Origin of the sequence: Motiliproteus sp. (assembly GCF_965230735.1) — a bacterium.
Classification (GTDB): Bacteria; Pseudomonadota; Gammaproteobacteria; order Pseudomonadales; family Balneatricaceae; genus Motiliproteus.
The window spans coordinates 2,139,089-2,157,642 of record NZ_OZ246016.1; the positions used below are offsets into that span (position 1 = coordinate 2,139,089).

16 protein-coding genes are annotated in these 18,554 nt (G+C 57.9%); 10 read left to right on the plus strand and 6 right to left on the minus strand.

Annotated elements, in window-relative coordinates; all coding sequences use genetic code 11:
* Positions 1–139: 139 nt before the first annotated feature.
* Together ACO05M_RS10005 and ACO05M_RS10010 are read left to right on the plus strand one after the other, a co-directional pair.
* Positions 140–1,417, plus strand: coding sequence for a tryptophan--tRNA ligase (locus ACO05M_RS10005; protein ID WP_421862019.1), 1,278 nt, complete (start codon positions 140–142; stop codon positions 1,415–1,417).
* Positions 1,418–1,516: 99 nt separating this feature from the next.
* Positions 1,517–2,368, plus strand: a complete 852-nt coding sequence (locus ACO05M_RS10010; protein WP_421862021.1) for a sulfurtransferase — start codon at positions 1,517–1,519, stop codon at positions 2,366–2,368.
* Between the two features lie 446 nt (positions 2,369–2,814).
* Here ACO05M_RS10010 and ACO05M_RS10015 read toward each other — a convergent pair whose 3' ends face one another.
* Entirely contained in the window at positions 2,815–4,380 is a 1,566-nt protein-coding gene (locus ACO05M_RS10015; RefSeq protein ID WP_421862022.1) for a hypothetical protein, read from the minus strand.
* Positions 4,381–4,960: 580 nt separating this feature from the next.
* Here ACO05M_RS10015 and ACO05M_RS10020 point away from each other — a divergent pair.
* Positions 4,961–6,367: a pyridoxal phosphate-dependent decarboxylase family protein gene (locus ACO05M_RS10020; protein WP_421862024.1), complete on the plus strand. Its 1,407-nt coding sequence runs from the start codon at positions 4,961–4,963 to the stop codon at positions 6,365–6,367.
* An 18-nt stretch (positions 6,368–6,385) separates the two neighbouring features.
* On the opposite strand, the gene ACO05M_RS10025 is transcribed toward ACO05M_RS10020, so the two are convergent.
* Positions 6,386–6,862: an Lrp/AsnC family transcriptional regulator gene (locus ACO05M_RS10025; RefSeq protein WP_421862025.1), complete on the minus strand. Its 477-nt coding sequence runs from the start codon at positions 6,860–6,862 to the stop codon at positions 6,386–6,388.
* A gap of 137 nt (positions 6,863–6,999) precedes the next feature.
* Here ACO05M_RS10025 and megL point away from each other — a divergent pair, with 137 nt between their 5' ends.
* Entirely contained in the window at positions 7,000–8,262 is a 1,263-nt protein-coding gene (gene megL, locus ACO05M_RS10030) for a methionine gamma-lyase (protein WP_421862027.1), read from the plus strand.
* Positions 8,263–8,290: 28 nt separating this feature from the next.
* On the opposite strand, the gene hrpB is transcribed toward megL, so the two are convergent.
* Positions 8,291–10,807, minus strand: coding sequence for an ATP-dependent helicase HrpB (hrpB, locus tag ACO05M_RS10035; protein ID WP_421862029.1), 2,517 nt, complete (start codon positions 10,805–10,807; stop codon positions 8,291–8,293).
* Positions 10,808–10,926: 119 nt separating this feature from the next.
* Here hrpB and ACO05M_RS10040 point away from each other — a divergent pair, with 119 nt between their 5' ends.
* Positions 10,927–11,133 carry a hypothetical protein gene (locus tag ACO05M_RS10040; RefSeq protein WP_114694640.1) on the plus strand — a complete coding sequence of 69 codons (207 nt, stop codon included), beginning with the start codon at positions 10,927–10,929 and terminating at the stop codon, positions 11,131–11,133.
* Positions 11,134–11,189: 56 nt separating this feature from the next.
* On the opposite strand, the gene ACO05M_RS10045 is transcribed toward ACO05M_RS10040, so the two are convergent.
* Both ACO05M_RS10045 and ACO05M_RS10050 read right to left on the minus strand, forming a co-directional pair.
* A complete protein-coding gene (locus ACO05M_RS10045; protein WP_421862031.1) occupies positions 11,190–11,600 on the minus strand; it encodes a globin in 411 nt (136 codons plus the stop codon).
* A gap of 100 nt (positions 11,601–11,700) precedes the next feature.
* Entirely contained in the window at positions 11,701–14,070 is a 2,370-nt protein-coding gene (locus ACO05M_RS10050) for a putative bifunctional diguanylate cyclase/phosphodiesterase (protein ID WP_421862033.1), read from the minus strand.
* Between the two features lie 440 nt (positions 14,071–14,510).
* Between ACO05M_RS10050 and adk the strand changes: the two genes are divergently transcribed.
* Entirely contained in the window at positions 14,511–15,164 is a 654-nt protein-coding gene (adk, locus tag ACO05M_RS10055; protein WP_421862035.1) for an adenylate kinase, read from the plus strand.
* Between the two features lie 79 nt (positions 15,165–15,243).
* Here adk and ACO05M_RS10060 read toward each other — a convergent pair whose 3' ends face one another.
* Entirely contained in the window at positions 15,244–15,723 is a 480-nt protein-coding gene (locus ACO05M_RS10060) for an Lrp/AsnC family transcriptional regulator (RefSeq protein ID WP_421862036.1), read from the minus strand.
* 241 nt (positions 15,724–15,964) lie between these two features.
* Here ACO05M_RS10060 and hemH point away from each other — a divergent pair, with 241 nt between their 5' ends.
* The 4 genes from hemH to rpsR all read left to right on the plus strand — a co-directional run bounded on the left by hemH (position 15,965) and on the right by rpsR (position 18,553).
* Positions 15,965–16,987, plus strand: a complete 1,023-nt coding sequence (gene hemH, locus ACO05M_RS10065; protein ID WP_421862038.1) for a ferrochelatase — start codon at positions 15,965–15,967, stop codon at positions 16,985–16,987.
* Positions 16,984–17,718, plus strand: a complete 735-nt coding sequence (rlmB, locus tag ACO05M_RS10070) for a 23S rRNA (guanosine(2251)-2'-O)-methyltransferase RlmB (RefSeq protein ID WP_421862040.1) — start codon at positions 16,984–16,986, stop codon at positions 17,716–17,718. The genes hemH and rlmB overlap by 4 nt, the downstream gene beginning before the upstream one ends.
* Positions 17,719–17,872: 154 nt before the next feature.
* Complete coding sequence (rpsF, locus tag ACO05M_RS10075) at positions 17,873–18,292, plus strand: 30S ribosomal protein S6 (RefSeq protein ID WP_114694633.1); 420 nt, start codon at positions 17,873–17,875, stop codon at positions 18,290–18,292.
* Between the two features lie 36 nt (positions 18,293–18,328).
* Entirely contained in the window at positions 18,329–18,553 is a 225-nt protein-coding gene (rpsR, locus tag ACO05M_RS10080; protein WP_114694632.1) for a 30S ribosomal protein S18, read from the plus strand.
* Position 18,554 lies beyond the last annotated feature (1 nt).

Below are 18,554 nucleotides of genomic sequence, written 5' to 3' on the forward strand. Positions count from 1 at the left end.
GGTCTTCGCCAACAGACGTGGCAAATCATTAACCTACCGACTATAGGCAGCGGCGTCGATGCGGTAAACACGACCAATGTCGAGCGCTTTGCTGTATGATTGTCGGCTTTGAAAATTCGCTCGAAAAAGACTCAGATCCATGACCCAGAATCGTGTATTGACCGGTATCACCACCACCGGAACCCCTCACCTCGGTAACTACCTTGGTGCCATCAAGCCGGCCGTCCGGGCCAGCCAAGATGCCAGCCTCAGTTCCTACTTCTTCCTGGCAGACTACCACGCGCTGATCAAGTGCCATGATCCGGAGCGGGTTGCCCGCTCCACCCGTGAGATCGCGGCGACCTGGCTGGCGCTGGGGCTCGATACCGATAACGCCACCTTCTACCGCCAGTCCGATATCCCCGAGATTCCGCAGCTGACCTGGATTCTGACCTGCCTGTGCTCCAAGGGCCTGATGAACCGGGCTCACGCCTACAAGGCCTCGGTGGATGCCAACCGCGACGCCGGCAAGACCGACCTGGACGACGGCGTCACCATGGGGCTGTTCAGCTACCCGATCCTGATGGCGGCCGACATCCTGATGTTCAACGCCAAGCATATCCCGGTGGGTAAGGACCAGATCCAGCATATCGAGATGGCCCGCGATGTGGCCGGTCGCTTCAACCACACCTACGCCGACCTGTTTGTGCTGCCCGAGCCGATGGTGGACGATGATCCGCTGACCATCTCCGGCCTCGACGGTCGCAAGATGAGTAAGAGCTACGACAACACCATCCCGTTGTTCTGCTCTGAAGACGAGCTGCTGAAGCTGATCAAGCAGATCAAGACCGACTCCAAGGCACCGGGCGAGCCAAAGGATGCCGACGAGAGCACCATCTTCGAGCTCTACTCGCTGTTTGCCAGCGACGAAGAGAGCGCCGACTTCCGGACCAAGTTCGAGCAGGGTATCGGCTGGGGCGATGCCAAGCTGGAGCTGTTCGAATACCTCAACAACTACCTTAAGGCCCCGCGCGAGCGCTACAACGAGTTGATGCAGGACCTGAGCAGTGTCGAAGCCGAGCTGCTCAAGGGAGCCGAGAAAGCCCGTGAATACTCGGTACCGCTGCTGCAGCAGGTTCGCGATGCTGTCGGCCTGCGCTCCCTGACGGCAACCTCGGTAGCAGTCAGCGAGGAAAGAACCAAGAAAGAGAAGAGCGCCGAGCAACTGGCCCGTGCCGAAGAGGGCCGTCGTCGCGGCATTCTGATGCAGCTGAAGCCGTTGCTGGAACAGGTCGAACAGGCTGACGACAAGGCCGCCGTGGCACAGCAACTGATCGCCGAGAAAGCCGCTCAGGTCGAAAGCCTGAAAAAGAAAGCCAAGCAGAAGGCCGAGAACGAGCTGGAGCTGCTGCGCGAAGAGTGGGCCCAGTACCTGTAGGGGCCTGATATGAGCCGCTAAAGAGCGGCTCATCGCCTCAAGTTACCTGATCAAACTGAAACCGATCAAGCTGAAGTCAATCAAACTGAGGAGACGACCATGGATAACCGTACCCTGATCGATGCCTGGAGCCTCAAGAATGAGCTTGGCGACCCGAATCTCGTGATTCTCGATTGCCGCTCGCAACTGCTGGACCCGGAAGCCGGTGAAAAGCTCTACCGCGAGGGCCATATCCCCGGTGCGATTCACGCCGATATGGAGAAAGACCTGTCGTCGCCGATCACCGACGACAGCGGTCGTCATCCACTGCCGGATCCGTTCGACTTCGCTGTCCAACTGCGCCAGTGGGGCATCGATGATGGTACTCAGGTGGTGGTTTACGACGATATGAACGGCGCTATGGCCGTACGGGCCTGGTTTCTGCTGCGTTGGCTCGGCCACGAGCGGGTCGCGGTGCTGGATGGTGGCCTGCCGGCCTGGCAGGCGATCAGCGGTGAGCTGAGCGATAACGTGGAGCTACCCACGCCGGTTAAAGGTGGCCCCGTGGTGCTGCATAACGACTGGCTGGTCGACACCGCCAAGGTAAAGGCCAACCTGGACCAGCCCAGCTTCACCCTGATTGATGCTCGCACCGCCGAGCGTTTTGCCGGCGAGCAGGAACCGATCGATCCGGTGGCCGGTCATGTCCCCGGCGCGCTGAATCGTCCGCTGACCGACAATCTCAATGCCGAAGGCCGCTTCAAAACCGCCAAGCAACTGAAGGACGAGTGGCAGCAGCTGCTGGGTGAGGTCGAGGCCGAAGATACCGTGATGATGTGCGGCTCCGGCGTCACCGCCTGTCACCATCTGCTGGCACTGGAGATCGCCGGCCTGAAAGGTGCTCGACTCTATCCGGGTTCCTGGAGCGAGTGGATCCGCGATCCGGAGCGACCGGTGGCAACGGGCGCATAAGCTGTCTGGCCAACCTGATCTAATGGTTGGCCACTTATCCTTCCAAGCCTTCATCATCGAGCGCTTTACGGCTCTGTGATGGTGGCTTCGGCTGTTTATATTCTGAGATTGGAATCTAACCCAGTTGAGCTTCTGTCTCAGATCGATCAATAAATGATTGAAATGCTCTTTTTTGGCTAGATGTACTTAGAAGTACCAGATAGTTGGATCATAAAGCGCCTAGGTTTCAATCCACTGCCATCGGTTAGTTGTCCATGGTATCGCGATGGTGAGTGGTAGCTTACGCCCCGAAGCTGCCTGTGGACTGTAATAAACCCAACTTGGCAGGGAAGAGAAAGCTGACACTGCTAACGCCTGCGCTCAGGTGCGTTTGCGGCAACGACCGTTTGTGCTGCAGCAATAAAATGACGGTGGGGCAAACGTCACCTGAAGCGAGTTGTTGGGCGTCATTCGCACTGTTGCGCAGAATCCTCTTCCGCAATTGTCTCAATTGCACCCGTTACATCAGCCTGCTCTGACTGTTTTTGGAAAGCGATCAACGCTCGAGATAACGGATATGCCGGCGCCTCCCTGATGCCTACGCGCCTTCGGTTATCGTCAGTTCTCCAAAACTCGACTATCTCGATACCTCGTCTACGCGGCTCAGTAAACAAAGCAAAGTCGAGCGTATAAGCCTCGTATCTGCCTGGCCTTCCGGAAGCAGCAGAAGTATCGGGTTCGACTACGTGAATGAGCTTGAAGTCCATGAGCTGATGGATCAGGTCATGTGCTAAGGGGTGACCTTGCGATTCATCCTGGGATATAAGGAATGCAGTCTTCTTAGATTCTCGAATACAAAACTGAAGCAGGTCGACAAAGACTCGCTCTAAACCGGCAACATCTACGCCGGCATCATCCTTCAAGTTCTTGAGCTTTTGCGTATAGCTCAAGCGTCCTGCTCCTCGGTATATGAGTGTTGGTGTCAGCCAGCGTGTTCGATTTTGAGCACGTGCGGCGTCTATCGAATTGACCAAGATGTTCAAGAAATCTCTGGGAACACCACCACTAACCAGTGTAAGAGCCTGTAGTGCCTCTGGGTTGAAGCAAGAGTCGATTTCGGAAACTCCCGCACGTGCCGCCAGTGATTGCAGCATACTTGAGAGAAAAAGCTGCGTTGCCCCAAGATCCTCAAACGTTCGATCAAGGCTGATCTCCTCAACATCCTGGCCAAGTTCAACACCTATCGTCTGATTATCATTTCTGATCAGGCTTGTCCTATGACGGATTGTTCCGACTTTGAGGTATAGGCCGGTGCCTCGAACTAATCGATGTAAGTAATCAATGATGTCGGGCTGCTTGTCTCGCGGAAACAAATAGAAATCATCTACAAGAAGGGCAACATTGACTTCGCCCCATGAAGCCAAGCTCTTTTGTATTGCATCTTTGTAATCGCGAAGATGCCTTTCCAGCGTATCCAGCTTCCTCTCCCGAAAGCTCGATGAACGGCTATGCTCTTGTGCAGATTCCTGCGCACCCTTTACTTCAAGTGACTTTGCCCCAGACTTTGCCTCGGCCGTTTCTTTAATTGAGAGCTTGTGACCCGACGTAACCTCCGCTTCCTCGGCGAGGTCTAGGAGCCCCCGGAGCTCCTTGATTAGTGATTCGGTGGGTGTCGGCTGCCGAAGTATCCGTTTCCACCAGTAACCTTTTGTCGGAACGCCTTCAAGTATTTCGATAAGAAGCCGGATCAACACATCGGGATAAGTTAGGCGCTTGAACTCATCAGCTAGAATATAGATTGGCGGAACAGCGTCGCATTTGTGCTCCTGCAGATAATGCACAAAAAGGCATGACTTCCCTGAACCTCGGCGACCGAAGACGATCTGTTGTTGAGGAGCGCCTATTCGTCCTAAATTACCGCCTATGTCTACGTAGATCGGATCTTGGTTTTCGCGAACGCGAAAGCTATTCAAAATCAACTCGCGGAGCGAGTCGATGTCTTGTAACGCAAGCCGTTCTTGAAATTCAGTCACTAATTTTCTCCCATGGCGCAACCGTCACTAAGCGACTGATAATAAAGCAATCTTAGGGAATGTTACAGACAAAACCACGCGTTTTTCGCGGGTAAAACGAGGCCCTTTTCGCATTTGGGTAAACAAACTGTATGCCCATGCATGCCTGACAGAAGGGGAGTGCTCCATCTCTTCACCTGAAGGGAACCCCAAAGAGCCTTGAATTGCCCCAGTACAGTGACCGCTTATGAGAAATATGATGGACAGGGAGAAGTTGTTGACTCTGAGCCCCTGCTAGCGGCTGCTAAGTGTTGGTAGCTGTCACTCAGATCTGACTTGTTAGCTGCTACTACGACCTGCTTGCTTTCCTCAATTCTTGCACGAGTCCAAAATGGATTCTTGACTGCTGAAGGGATGGTTTATAACCCAATAGAGTAAACAGCCTAAATCCTTAATCCACTTCCACCTATTTTCCCCGTTTTGTATCTGTCTAATGACCGGTACAGTCAGGGCCTGATTTTTCCCTACTGTTGCTGTCGGTAGCCTTTGTCGGCTGCTAAGTTCTACCCATTCTTGATCGATTAATAGGGTGGGTTACCGAGTGAGCGAAGAGACCAACACTGACAAGCTTCGGCAACAGATGTTTGCCCAGATGCAGGACAAGCAGCTATTCGAGCAGGCCAGCGGCTATGCCTTTGAGTATGCCGATCAAGTTCGTGAGCGACCCGTATACCCGGCCGAGTCGGCGTTAGCGGCGTTGGGTGAGTTCAATGGATCGCTGCCCGAAAACCTTGGCGATCCGGCTTCTGTTTTGGAGCAGCTACACCGGGTCGGTTCGCCGGCGACGGTAGCTCAGATTGGCGGACGTTATTTCGGCATGGTCAATGGCGGTGTGGTGCCGGTCGGTCTGGCGGCGCGCTGGTTGTCTGATTTTTGGGATCAGAACACGCCGTTGTATGTCACCTCACCGGTGGCTTCGACGTTGGAAACGGTCACCGAAGGCTGGCTGCGTGAGTTGTTGGGGCTGCCGGAGCAGACGGTGGCCGGGTTTGTCAGTGGTTCGTCGATGGCGATTCTCTGCGGTCTGGCGGCGGCGCGCTTCCGATTATTGCAACGTCAGGGCTGGGACATCAACCGGCAGGGGTTGGCTGGGGCACCAACCCTGCGGATCGTGGCCGGTCGTCATGCCCATGGTACCGTGATCAAAGCGGTGGCGATGCTGGGGTTGGGGACGGATCGGATCGAGTGGGTCGATGTCGATGAGCAAGGCTTAATCCTGGCCAACCAGGTGCCACCGCTGGATGCCCAGACCCTGCTGATTTTGCAGGCCGGTAACGTCAACTCCGGTGCGTTCGATGATTTCCAGATTCTGTGCAGACGGGCACGGGAGGCGGGTAGCTGGGTGCATATCGATGGTGCGTTTGGGCTCTGGGCTGCGGCCAGTGAATCATTGAAACATCTGACTGCCGGTATCGAGCTGGCCGATTCCTTCTCGGTTGACGGCCACAAGACCCTCAATACCCCGTACGACAACGGCCTGGTGCTCTGCACCGATGCCGAGGCGCTGAGCGGCGCGTTGCAGGCGTCCGGGTCTTATATCCTCTACGGCGAGCAGCGCGACGGCATGCTCTATACCCCGGAGATGTCGCGGCGCGCCCGGGTGGTCGAGCTCTGGGCCACGCTGGCTTACCTGGGTCGCGAGGGCGTCGATCAGTTGGTGACCGGGCTGCACCTGCGTGCCCGTCAGTTGGCCGAGGAGATGGGCGCGGCGGGTTTCGAGATTCGCAACGAGGTGGTGTTCAACCAGGTGCTGGTGGGACTGGCCGATGACAGCCAGATCGAACCGCTGCTGGCCGCGATCCAGTCCTCAGGGGAGTGCTGGGCCGGTGCCGGTCGCTGGCAGGATCGGCCGGTGGTGCGGGTCAGTGTCTGCTCCTGGGCGACTACCGAGGCGGATATCGAACGTACCGTACAGGCCTTTGTCAGCGCCAGTGAATCGCTGGTCTAAGGTGTAGGCGTAGGCCGGTCAGTTTACGTGCTTAAGCGGCAGCTCGGTCCGGCTTAACACCTGTCGCAGCACGAAGCTGGTACGGATGCTGGCGACGCCGTCGATCTGGTTCAGCTGCTTGAGCAGGAACTTCTCATAGTGCGCCATATCCGGCATCACCACCTTCAGCAGGTAGTCGGCATCGCTGCCGGTGACCAGGGCGCACTCCTGCACCTCGTCGAACTCGCTGACCCGCAGCTCGAAGTTCTGCAGGGTCTTGGTCAGCTGGTTGGCCATATGCACCTGGATATAGATCGTCAGCGTCAGGTCGAGTTTGTCACGATTGAGCAGCGTGACGGTTCGATCGATCAGGCCGCGCTCCTGCAGCTGCCGAACCCGGCGGGAGCAGGGTGAGGGTGACAGGCCGACGCGTTCCGCCAGCTCCAGGTTGCTGATGGTGGCGTCGCTTTGCAGTTCGGCCAGAATTCGGCGATCGATTCGGTCAAGTTTTGTCATTGGTGAATAATTCCAATATTTTTCTATTTTTAATTGTTGATGCCAATATTTGGTTTCAGAATGTTGGGAATTGGAGTTCTCGGCGATTATGCCTGGCATATAGTGGTTTTAGAACAATAACTGCTATGGAGCCACCGATGTCTGCTGCCAACGACGTTACTCCCACCGGAGCTAAAGCCAACGAAGCTATTCTCAACCTAACTGCACCCAACGGCAGTGCCGCTCCGAATTTTGCCACCCGCGCGATCCATGCCGGGGATGCCGGACAGGATCCCCATGGTGCGCTGACCGCACCGGTCTATATGACCTCAACCTTTGGGTTTGACTCGGTGGAGCAGGGCGCCGCCCGCTTTGCCGGCGAGCAGCAGGGCCATTTCTACACCCGGATCTCCAACCCGACCCAGGACCTGCTGGAGCAGCGCCTCGCCTCGCTGGAGCAGGGCGAAGTCGGGCTGGCGACCGCCTCCGGGATGGGGGCGATCAGCGCCACGCTCTGGAGTCTGCTGGCGCCGGGCGACCGGGTGATCGCCGATATCACCCTGTACGGCTGCACCTTCGCCTACCTGGATCATGGGCTGCGTAAGTTCGGCATCGAGGTAGAGTTTGTCGACTGTACCGATCTGGACGCGCTGAAGGCGGCGCTGAGCGACAACACCCGGGTGGTCTATTTCGAGACCCCGGTGAATCCGACCATGCGGTTGATGGATATCGCGGCGATCAGCGATCTGGTCCATGATCGCGATCCGTCGATCAAGGTGGTGGTCGACAACACCTACTGCACTCCGGCCCTACAGCGGCCTTTGACCCTGGGGGCGGACCTGGTGGTGCATTCGGCCACCAAATACCTGGGCGGCCATGGCGATCTGGTGGCCGGCGCGGTGGTGGGTGACGCGGCGACCATCGAGCAGATCCGTCTGGTCGGCTTGAAGGATATGACCGGGGCGGTGATCGCACCGTTGACCGCCTTTCTGGTGCTGCGGGGGCTGAAAACCCTGCAGCTGCGGATGGAGCATCATAGCCGCAGTGCCCAGGCCTTGGCGGAGCAGTTGTCGATGCAGCCGCAGATCAAGGCGGTGCACTATCCAGGCTTGTCGGATAACCCCTATTTCGGTCTGTGCTGGAAGCAGATGGAGCAGCCCGGCGGTATGATCGCGTTCGAGCTGAAGGGCGGCCTGGAAGCGGGCATGGCCTTTATGAACCGGCTCAAGATGATCAAACGGGCGGTCAGTCTCGGGGATGCCGAAACCCTCTGCCAGCACCCGGCCAGCATGACCCATTCGACCTACACCCCAGAACAGCGCGCCGAGCACGGTATCGCTGAGGGGCTGATCCGGCTGTCGGTCGGCCTTGAAGGGGTCGAGGATATCTGGTCCGATCTGCTGCAGGCGCTCGAGGGTTAATAGGGTTAAGCTTTCAGCTCAGCTCAGCTCAGCTTTTGGCTTTGGCCTGCTGATCCATCCGCTTCTTGGTCTGACGAGTCGCCACCGCCTGGAGCGGATCGTCGGGCCAGAAATGCTTCGGGTAACGCCCTTTCATCTCCTTGCACACCTCGCGGTAGGAGCCGCTCCAGAACCCGGCCAGATCGGTGGTGGTCTGGATTGGCCGCTGGGCCGGTGACAGGATCTGCAGCGTTAGCGGCAGTTTGCCGTTCAGCAGCGTTGGGGTTTGCTGCCAACCGAAGATCTCCTGTAGCCGGACCGCCAGCAGCGGTTGCTCTGAATTGCTGTAGTCGATCCGGATCTGGGAGCCGCTGGGAACCTGAATTCGTTCTGGCAGCAGTTGGCTCAGCTGTTGTTGCTGGTTCCAGTCCAGCTGGTTGTACAGCAGTTCGCGCAGGTTCAGCCGTTTCAGCTCGGTCAGCTTGCGCATACCGTTGAGATACGGGGCCAGCCAGTGCTCCAGCGTGTCGGTCAGGTTCGCATCGGACAGATCCGGCCAGTCCTCACCCAGGTATTGTCGTAGCAGCGCCAGTTGCTGCTGCAGTTGGCGACTGCGAGGCTCCCAGGGCAAGCTGCTAATTCCCCGTTGCCGGATACCGGCGATCAGGCCGTCGGCGAGCTGCTGCTCGTCCAGCTCGGCTAGCGGTTGGCGATCCAGACACAGCTTGCCGAGCCAGCGCTCTGAGTGGCCGCGAACCGACTCGGTCTGGTTGTCCCAACCGATCTGCTGGCACTGCTCGATCTGGTTGTCGAGGTGTTGTTCCAGCGCCTCGGCATCAAGCGGCGCGGCCAGGAATATCCTTGCCGAGCGGGCATCGCCGTCCAGATCGGCGCAGACCAGATAGCGGTGGCGGCATAGCGGATCACGATCTCGAAATTCGGCGCCTTTGCCGTTGCGCAGGCGGTAGTGCTGGCCTGGCTGGTCGTTGTTATCCGTGTTGCCACTACGCCGTTGGGCGATCCGATCGGGAAAGCCGAACGCCAGCAGCAGGCCGCACTGCTCCAGCGCCGCGTCGACATCCCGATCCAGTTGATCGGACACCTTCAGTTGACGGCACCAGCGTCGGGCGCTCTCACGGATGCGTTGCGCGGCCGGTTCTTTGCTGTGCTGCAGCTGTAGCAGTCGTTGGCGCAGGTCGGCGCCGGGTTGATTGCTGAATGGGTCTCGCTCGCTCAATAGCGCCGCCAACTGGCAGCCCAACGCGCCCAGCCCCAGCTGTTTGGCATGCAGCATCAGGGTGCCGAGCCGTGGATGGGTGCCGAGTTTTAACAGCTGCTCGCCCATCATAGTCAGCTGATTATCGTCGGATAGCGCGCCTAGTTGAATCAACAGCTCGCGGGCCTGGGCCAGGTGCACCGGCGGCGGCGCGTCGAGCCACTCCAGCTCGTCGGCCTTGGCGCCCCATTGGGCCAGCTCCAGCACCAGCGGGGCCAGGTCGGCGTGGAGGATCTCGGCCGGACTCTGTTCGATCAGGGTGCGCTCCTCGGCCCAGAGCCGGTAGCAACGACCGGCCTGGAGTCGACCGGCTCGACCGGCGCGCTGGGTTGCCGAAGCGCGACTGACCACCTGGGTCTGGAGTCGGGTCATGCCGCTGCGCGGATCGAAACGGGGCAGTCGCATCAGCCCGCCGTCGACTACGGCGTCGATCCCCTCCAGGGTTAGACTGGTCTCGGCGATGGCGGTGGCCAGCACCAGCTTGCGCTGGCCCGGCTCCGGGGGATTGATGGCGCGGTCCTGTTGTTTGGGGCTGAGTTGGCCGTAGAGTGGAATCGACTCGATGTTATCCGGCAGCCGGCACTGCTGCAGTGCCCGCAGGGTGCGTTGAATCTCGCTGCTACCGGGCAGGAAGGCCAGCAGGCTCTGTTCAGTATCGCCCAGGGCCTGTTCGATCGCCTGGGCCATCCGGATCGGATCAAACGGGCTGGGGTTGCCTCCCAGATGTTCGATCTGCACCGGGAAGCTGCGGCCTTCGCTGCTGATCACCGGGGTGTCCGGCCCCAGCAGACGGCGGATCGGTTCCAGTTCCAGGGTGGCCGACATCAGCAGGATCTTCAGCTCGTCACGCAGCAGTTGTTGGGACTGCAGCAGCAGCGCCAGGCCGATATCGGCGTTGAGGTTGCGCTCGTGGAATTCGTCGAAGATCACGCAGCCGACCCCTTCCAGCGCCGGGTCCGACTGCAGCATCCGGGTCAGAATCCCCTCGGTGACCACTTCGATCCGGGTCTGGGCGCTGACCTTGGTGTCGAGCCGGGAGCGGTAGCCGATGGTCTGTCCGGCCTTCTCACCCAGCTCCGAGGCCATAAAGGCCGCCGCACTGCGGGCCGCGATCCGTCTGGGCTCGAGCATCAGGATCTTCTGCCCACCAAGCCAGGGTTGCTGCAGCAGTGACGGCGGCACCCGGGTGGTCTTACCGGCACCGGGGGCGGCCTGGAGCAGGCAGCGATTGTGCTTAGTTAATGCCTGCAGTAGCTCGGGCAGGGCGCTATCGATCGGGAGTGACTTCATACAGCGTTGCTATCGGTGACCTAAAATGGGGCGAATGGGCGGCCTTTATGGCAGCCGGTTAACAGGCCCAGCTATTCGGGGTATTCTAAAACACTAACTCTGCCGATCGGAGGCTTTTGATGGCCGATAACGACAAGGTGGTTCAACTGGGTGATGCCCGCCACCGTAAATCCCATGAGCGTAAAGAAGAGAAACTCGAGCAGTTGCGTGATCGCTTTACCAAGGCGTTGGGGATGGAGGAGAAGCCGGTCAAGAAGGGTGCCTTGTGGCGTCTGAAGCAGAAGAAAAAGAACAAACCGGACAAGCCCGGTCCTAAAGGCTGGTAAAAAGTTGTCCGTAACGGGTGGGCCGGGCTCTGGCTTCCCCGTTCCCACGATCATGTTCAGTGATCGTATTTGAACTTCATATAGGTAATACCGGTCGAGAGCACCAGCCGCCAGGCCAGCTCAATTGAATCATCGAACTCGGTGTCGTAATCGGAGACGGTTTCGATCAGTGCCTGAAGCCACAGATCGTAGAGATCTGGAGTGATATTCAGGTGGTGGCGGTTATGCAGCACCGCGATCTGCTCGATATAGTCGTCGGCACTGTTGGTGGCGTAGAAAATCAGCAGCCGGTAGAACGATTTCTCCAGCATCTTTTGTTGCCGCGCCATGTCGGTGTTGGCGAACACCTGGGCGACCCGCTGATCGGTCTGAAGATAGCGGTTGTAGAAACTCTCGAAGAAGGGCTCACGGTCATTCCTGGACCGACAGCGCTCAAAACTTCGATCGAACAGTTGCTCATAATCCATTCAGTGCAACCTCTTTCCAATCGCCGACTGTTGCGACAAATCGGCGTGATATCTATTTCCACACTAATACAGAGGATATGGTCGGACAAGTCGAGTTTGATCAGGAATCGAATTCCAGCTGGACGCAGCGGTTGGTGCCGTTGGCGTTGCTCAGTTCCAGATCGATACGGGCAATCTGGGTGGTCAGCTCGGATTCGGGAAGCGGCGGGCTGTAGCGGTAACCCTGAAGGTAGTCGCACTCGTTGTCGCGCAGGAATTGCTCCTGCATCAGGGTTTCAACCCCTTCGGCCACCACTTTGCGTTTGAGCTTGTGGGCCATCGCGATCACCGCGGCGGTGATCTCCATATCATTCTCGTTGTCGGGAATATCCTTCACGAAGGCGCGATCGACCTTGATGATATCCACCGGTAGTCGCTTCAGGTAACTCAGCGACGAGTAGCCGGTACCGAAGTCGTCGATCGCCAGGGTGGCGCCGAGCTGCTTGAGTTGGTCGAGGATCATGATCGCTTCCTCGATGTTGGTCATCAGCATGCTTTCGGTCAGTTCCAGCTCGATCTGGGATGGATTGACCTGATGCTCGGTCATGATCTGCTGGAAAGTGCGGGGAAACAGCGGATCACGGAACTGCAATGCCGACAGGTTGATGGCGATCCGCAGGTGCCCCAGTCCCAGCAGATCCAGAATCTGGTAGCTGCGGCAGGCTTTACGCAGCACCAGCTGTCCCAGCGGGATAATCAGACCGGAGCGTTCGGCCACCGAGATAAAGGTGTCCGGTGCTATCAGCCCCCGTTGTGGATGTTTCCAGCGCAACAGGGCTTCCAGGCCGCTGACGCAGCCCAGCTGCAGATCGACCTGGGGTTGGTAATAGAGCTCGAACTCGTCATTTTGCAGTGCCCGTTGCAGTTCGCGCTCCAGAAACAGGTCCGCTTCCAGGGCTTCCTTCATCTTGGCCGAGAAGAAGCGGAAGCCGTTGCGATCGTGTTGTTTGACGTTCTGCATCGCAAGATCAGCGCACTTGATCAGTTCGTTGGTATCGCGGGCGCTTTCCGGGAAGCTGGCGATGCCGATGCTGGCGGTCATCAGCCCGCTCTCGCGGCGGCTGTCTCCGCCGATGGCCGTGACCGGCTGTCGCAGCAGCCGATTGATACGCTGGCCGAACTGGGTGGCTTGCTCGTGACTGACGTTGCGCAGCGCCAGCAGGAACTCGTCACTGCTCAAACGTCCGAGCAGATCCTGGGCCGTGATCTCCTTTTTCAACATCTTGGCGATGCGGCACAGGAGTTGGTCGCCGGCATTATGGCCCAGACTGTCGTTGATCCGCTTGAAGTGATCGAGATTGATACTGTACAGCGTCAGGGTTTGATCCAGATCGGCACACTCTTCCAGCATCTGTTGCAGGTGCTGTTGGAAGCCGCGGCGGTTGGGCAATTGGGTCAGCGGATCCTGAAAGGCCATGCGCTCGATCTGCAGCTGATGCTTGCGGGCGTCGGTAATATCTTCGGTGACGCTGACGTAATGATCGATATGGCCCCGTTCATCCTTGATCGGTGAGACCCGGGAGTTGACCCAAAATTGCTGGCCGTCTTTACGCTGGTAGCAGATCTCTCCCTGCCAGTTCTCGCCGCGCATGATACTGGCGCGCAGGTCGAGCAGGGTCTGGCGCTCGGTGTCGGGGCTTTCCAGAAAGCGGGGCTTGCGGCCGATCACCTCGTCGGCGGCGTAACCGCTCATCTGGCTGAAGGCGGGGTTGACGTATTCGATCCGGCCGCGACGGTCGAAGATCAGTACCGAGGTCGAGCTTTGTTCCACCGCGCAGGATAGTTTCTCTAGCGAATCCTGAGTGCGGCGGTTTTCGGTCACATCCAGGCCGGAGCAGAGCAGCTGTCGACGTCCGTCGGGCAGCCCGACACTGCGGCAGTTCCAGGCGATCAAGCGCAGCTTGCCTTCGGCGGTCAGTACCGGATGTTCCACCGACAATGGTGTCAGCTGGTTTCGCTTGTGGTACGCCTCGAGTGCTTCCAGTACCGGTTTATGTTCGCTGGCTGGTACACAGAGTTTGAGCCACTCCCGTCCGGACAGGGATTCTTGCGGGTAGCCCAGCAGGCGATAGCCGTATTGATTCAGGTATTCAACCCGGCCCTCCTGATCGAGTACCAGGATCAAGGCCTGGGCCTGGTCGAGATAGATTTCGCCCTGGCTGGGAGTGGATTCGATGGTTAAGTCGAGGGCTGCGTTTTTGTGGAGATTGGACGCTGTCCTGGTCTGCTCGTCAGGGCTGCCGAACCTGTCCATGAGACGGTTGATCAATCCCGGCAACAGGCCGGCGCAGAGTAATGCACCCAGCCCGGCAAGAATCAGACGCGACACCGACGGGCGGTTGTCGGAACCTATCCATAGCAGCAGACCGAACAACACAAGGCTGACTAGGGTATAGATAAAGATGGATCGTCTGGGCTGGTGGGCAGTCAAGGCGGATTCTCTATAGGGTTTTGAGCAAGCTTAGTGATTAAAACGAACGTATGAAAAAAATTCCGATGCTCGACTGATCTATATCAACACTACCCGCTGATCTTGTTTAAAAACTGGTCAGTCCAGTGCCCGCATGCGATTGAATCTCTAGGGGATTGAGTTGGGTTGACGGATAGGCTAGTCTGCCTGACTCCCCCGATCGGGAACGGCTGAGAGAGTTGCGCTGAGCGCCGTTAGTCCTAATGTCGTATTGAGTGGATCGGGTGGGATGATTACCGTGCAGACAGCGGTTTCTTCGAAACTACGGCTGTCTGCTGACAACCCCGATTCCGATTGTCGATGTGCTTCCGGCAACTTGGTAAGACCGGCGGGACGGGCTTGTATCTGAGGGCAGTGGCCCTGACACCGAATTATTCTTAAAAATGATGGAGTGAGCGTTTATGCGTATCATCTTGCTCGGCGCCCCGGGCGCAGGAAAGGGCACTCAGGCACAGTATATTACCGAGAAGTATTCGATTCCGCAGATCTCTACCGGCGATATGCTGCGTGCTGCGGTCAAGGCCGGCACCCCGCTGGGTAAGCAGGCTAAAGAGGTAATGGATGCCGGTCAGCTGGTTTCTGACGAGATCATCATCGGTCTGGTTAAAGAGCGGATTGCCGAGTCTGATTGCGCCAACGGTTTCCTGTTCGACGGTTTCCCGCGCACCATTCCGCAGGCTGATGCACTGAAAGAAGCCGGCGTTAAGATCGACGCCGTGGTTGAGATCGATGTGGCTGACGAAGAGATCGTCAAGCGTATGAGCGGTCGTCGGGTTCACCCGGGCTCCGGTCGTACTTACCATGTCACCTTCAACCCGCCTAAGGTGGAAGGCAAGGACGATGTGACCGGTGAAGATCTGGTTCAGCGTGCCGACGACAACGAAGCAACCGTTCGTGACCGTCTGGGCGTTTATCACGAGCAGACTGCGCCGCTGATCACTTACTACAAGGGTTGGGCGGAAGAAGACGCAGAAGCGGCTCCGAGCTACGTTTATGTTGCCGGTGTTGGTTCGGTCCAGGATATCCGTGACGCGGTGTTCGCCGGTCTGGAATAAACTGACTTAGTTGTCGGTTGATGAAAAACCCGCCTTTTGGCGGGTTTTTTGGTTTCTGGAGTACGCCTGTCGTGACGGCTCAGCTGTCTTCGGCGTCCCGGCCTTTGGATTGCAGCGGTAGGGCGGTGGTGTATTTCATCCGCTCCATCGAGAAGTAGGAGCTGATATTGGCCACTTCGACCCGCTCGATCAGACGCTTGTAAAAGGCATCGTAGGCTTCGATGTCGCCGACCGCGACCCGCAGCAGGTAATCGACTTCGCCACTCATGCGGTAGCATTCGACCACTTCATCGAGTTCATCGATGGCGCGGGTGAAGGTCTCGATCCATTCTGGTGTGTGTCGATCGGTTTTGATCTCGACGAAGACATCGACATTGAGGTCGAGCTGCTTGCGATCGAGAAGGGCGACCCGCCCTCGCAACACCCCGGCTTTTTCCAGGTTCTGAATCCGACGCCAGCAGGGGGTGGGGCTCAGCCCTACCTGTTCGGCGATGGCCGCGGTCGAGAGGGTGGCATCCTGCTGCAGCAGGTCGAGTATCTGGCGATCGGTGGAATCCATCAGTGGCGGGTCCGGTGGTAAGCGTCGATGGAAATCGGCGCGGTTCGTTGCACGAAAGTGACTCGGATTCTGCATAGCCGCTGTCGGAATGTAAACGGATTTAAACGCTTATCGGCGGGTGAAAGAGTCTGGATGGAATAAAGCCGGTGTATTTTCCGTTGCAGCTCGGGAATAATAGCGGTTCTCAAATAGGACCTGCCGTCCCGGGTGGGTTCAACTCGTTAAGGATCTTCGCACGAGCATGCAAAAGAGCGCTGTTATTCTGGTCAATCTGGGAACCCCCGATCAACCGACGGCCGAGGCTGTCCGCCAATACCTGAGACCTTTTCTGTGGGATAAGCGGGTCATAGAGGGAGGGCCGTTCAAGCGGGCTTTCTGGTGGCTGGTGCTGAATCTGATCATCCTGCAGGTTCGTCCGGGTAAGGTGGCCAAGCTTTACCAGAGCATCTGGGATCAGGATTCGCCGATGCGAAAAATCCTGAATCAGCAGGTGGCGGCGTTGCAGGTAGCGTTGCAGAGCGAATTCCCAGGCCGAAGCCCGGACGTGTTCGCGGCGATGACCTACGGCAATCCCGGCCTGACGCCGATGCTCAAACAACTCAAAGGGGATGGTTACCAGCGTATTCTGGTGATGCCGCTCTACCCGCAGTATTCCGCTACCTCGACCGCACCGGTCTACGATCAGGTGGCGCGCTTCCAGTTGGGCCAGCGTGAGGTCTGCGATATTCGGATCCTGAAAAGCTACCACGATCATCCGCTCTATATCGAAGCGCTGGCGCAATCGGTACAGCAGCATTGGGCCGAGCACGACGCCGGCGAGAAACTGTTGATGAGTTTCCACGGTATTCCAAAGGAGTACGCCGATAAGGGGGACCCCTATCCGCAGCAGTGTCGTGAAACCGCAGCCTTGCTGGCGGCCAAGTTAGATCTGCCCGAATCCCGATTCCTGGCGACGTTCCAGTCCCGCTTTGGGCCGGCCGAGTGGGTCAAACCCTATACCGATGAAACCCTGCGTACCCTGGCCGGTGAAGGTACCAAGTCGGTCGATATGCTCAGCCCGGCCTTTTCCGCCGACTGTCTGGAAACCCTCGAAGAGATTGCGATCCAGAATAAGGAAGAGTTTGTTGAGGCCGGTGGCGAGCAGTACCGTTACATTCCGGCACTGAACAGTGATCCGGCCCATATTCGCTTGTTGACCGCGCTGGTTCGCGAACAGGCGTCCCAGTGGTTTGAGTCCAGCCGTGTTTCAGGAGCCGATCAATGAGTCAGTACAGCTTTGGAATTCACGCGGTGCAGTCGTTGTTGGAGCGCGAGCCCAAGCGGGTGCGGGGGCTGCTGCTGCAACAGGGGCGCAAGGACAAGCGGATCCAGCAGTTGATCGACTTGGCCAAACAGCACCGGATCAAGATCCGACATCTGGATCGCAAAGAGCTTGATCAGATGATCGATGGCGTCCACCAAGGGGTGGTGGCCGAAGTCGAAGCGGTGCAGATCCGCAACGAGACCTTTCTGGAGCAGCTGATTCAGCAACTCGAGGTGCCACCGTTTCTGCTGGTGCTGGACGGGGTGACCGATCCGCACAATCTGGGTGCCTGCCTGCGTACCGCCGATGCGGCCGGTGTGCAGGCGGTGATTGCCGCCAAGGATAAGTCGGCGCCGCTCAACGCCACCGCCGTCAAGGTGGCCTGCGGGGCTGCCGATACGGTGCCCTACGTGGTGGTCACCAACCTGGCCCGCACCCTGAAGCAGCTACAGGCCGCCGGGGTCTGGATTACCGGTACCGCCGGTGAGGCGACCCAGTTGGTGAACGAGGCTTCCCTGACCGGACCAATGGCGTTGGTGATGGGAGCCGAAGGTAGCGGCATGCGGCGGCTGACCCGGGAGAACTGCGATCAGTTGGTGAAGATTCCGATGGCCGGTTCGGTCAGTAGTCTGAACGTATCGGTGGCCGCCGGCGTCTGTCTGTTCGAGGCAGTTCGTCAGCGCAACGGCTGATCCCTCGGCCGTCGACATTGATTTAAAACGATGGGGTTGCCTGGTTGTCAAAGAGCCTGTAGTATTCGCGGTCCCAAAAACTTAGTTAACTCCTTGCTTCTCACCGGATCATTCCGAGCCGCGTTGAGGGGCTGTTAACCCATAAGGAGACACAATGCGTCATTACGAAATCGTGTTCATGGTCCACCCGGATCAGAGTGAACAAGTATCCGCTATGATCGAGCGTTACACCGGCGTTATCGAAGGTGACAACGGCAAGATCCACCGTCTGGAAGACTGGGGCCGCCGTCAACTGGCTTACCCGATCAACAAGATCCACAAGGCTCATTATGTACTGATGAACGTCGAGTGCAGCAATGAAGCCCTGGACGAGCTGTCCAACCTGTTCCGCTTCAACGATGCCGTCATCCGTAACATGGTTGTCCGCATGAAAGAAGCCGTAACTGGTGTTTCTCCCATCAAGGCTGCTGAAGCTCGCGAAGACCGTAAGGCTCCTCGTCGTGAAGCGCCTAAGCGTGAAGAGAAAGCTGAAGAAGCTCCCGCTGAAGCTGCAGCAGAATCTGCTGCCGAGTAAGCGTTCACCGCACAGATAGATATCAGGAGAAATTAAATGGCTCGTTTTTTCCGTCGCAGAAAGTTCTGCCGTTTTACTGCCGAAGGTGTTACCGAGATCGATTACAAGGATCTGGACACGCTGAAGGGTTACATCACCGAAACCGGTAAGATCGTACCCAGCCGCATCACCGGCACTAAAGCTAAGTACCAGCGTCAGCTGGCGACCGCTATCAAGCGTGCTCGCTACATCGCGCTGCTGCCCTACACCGACGGCCACTAAG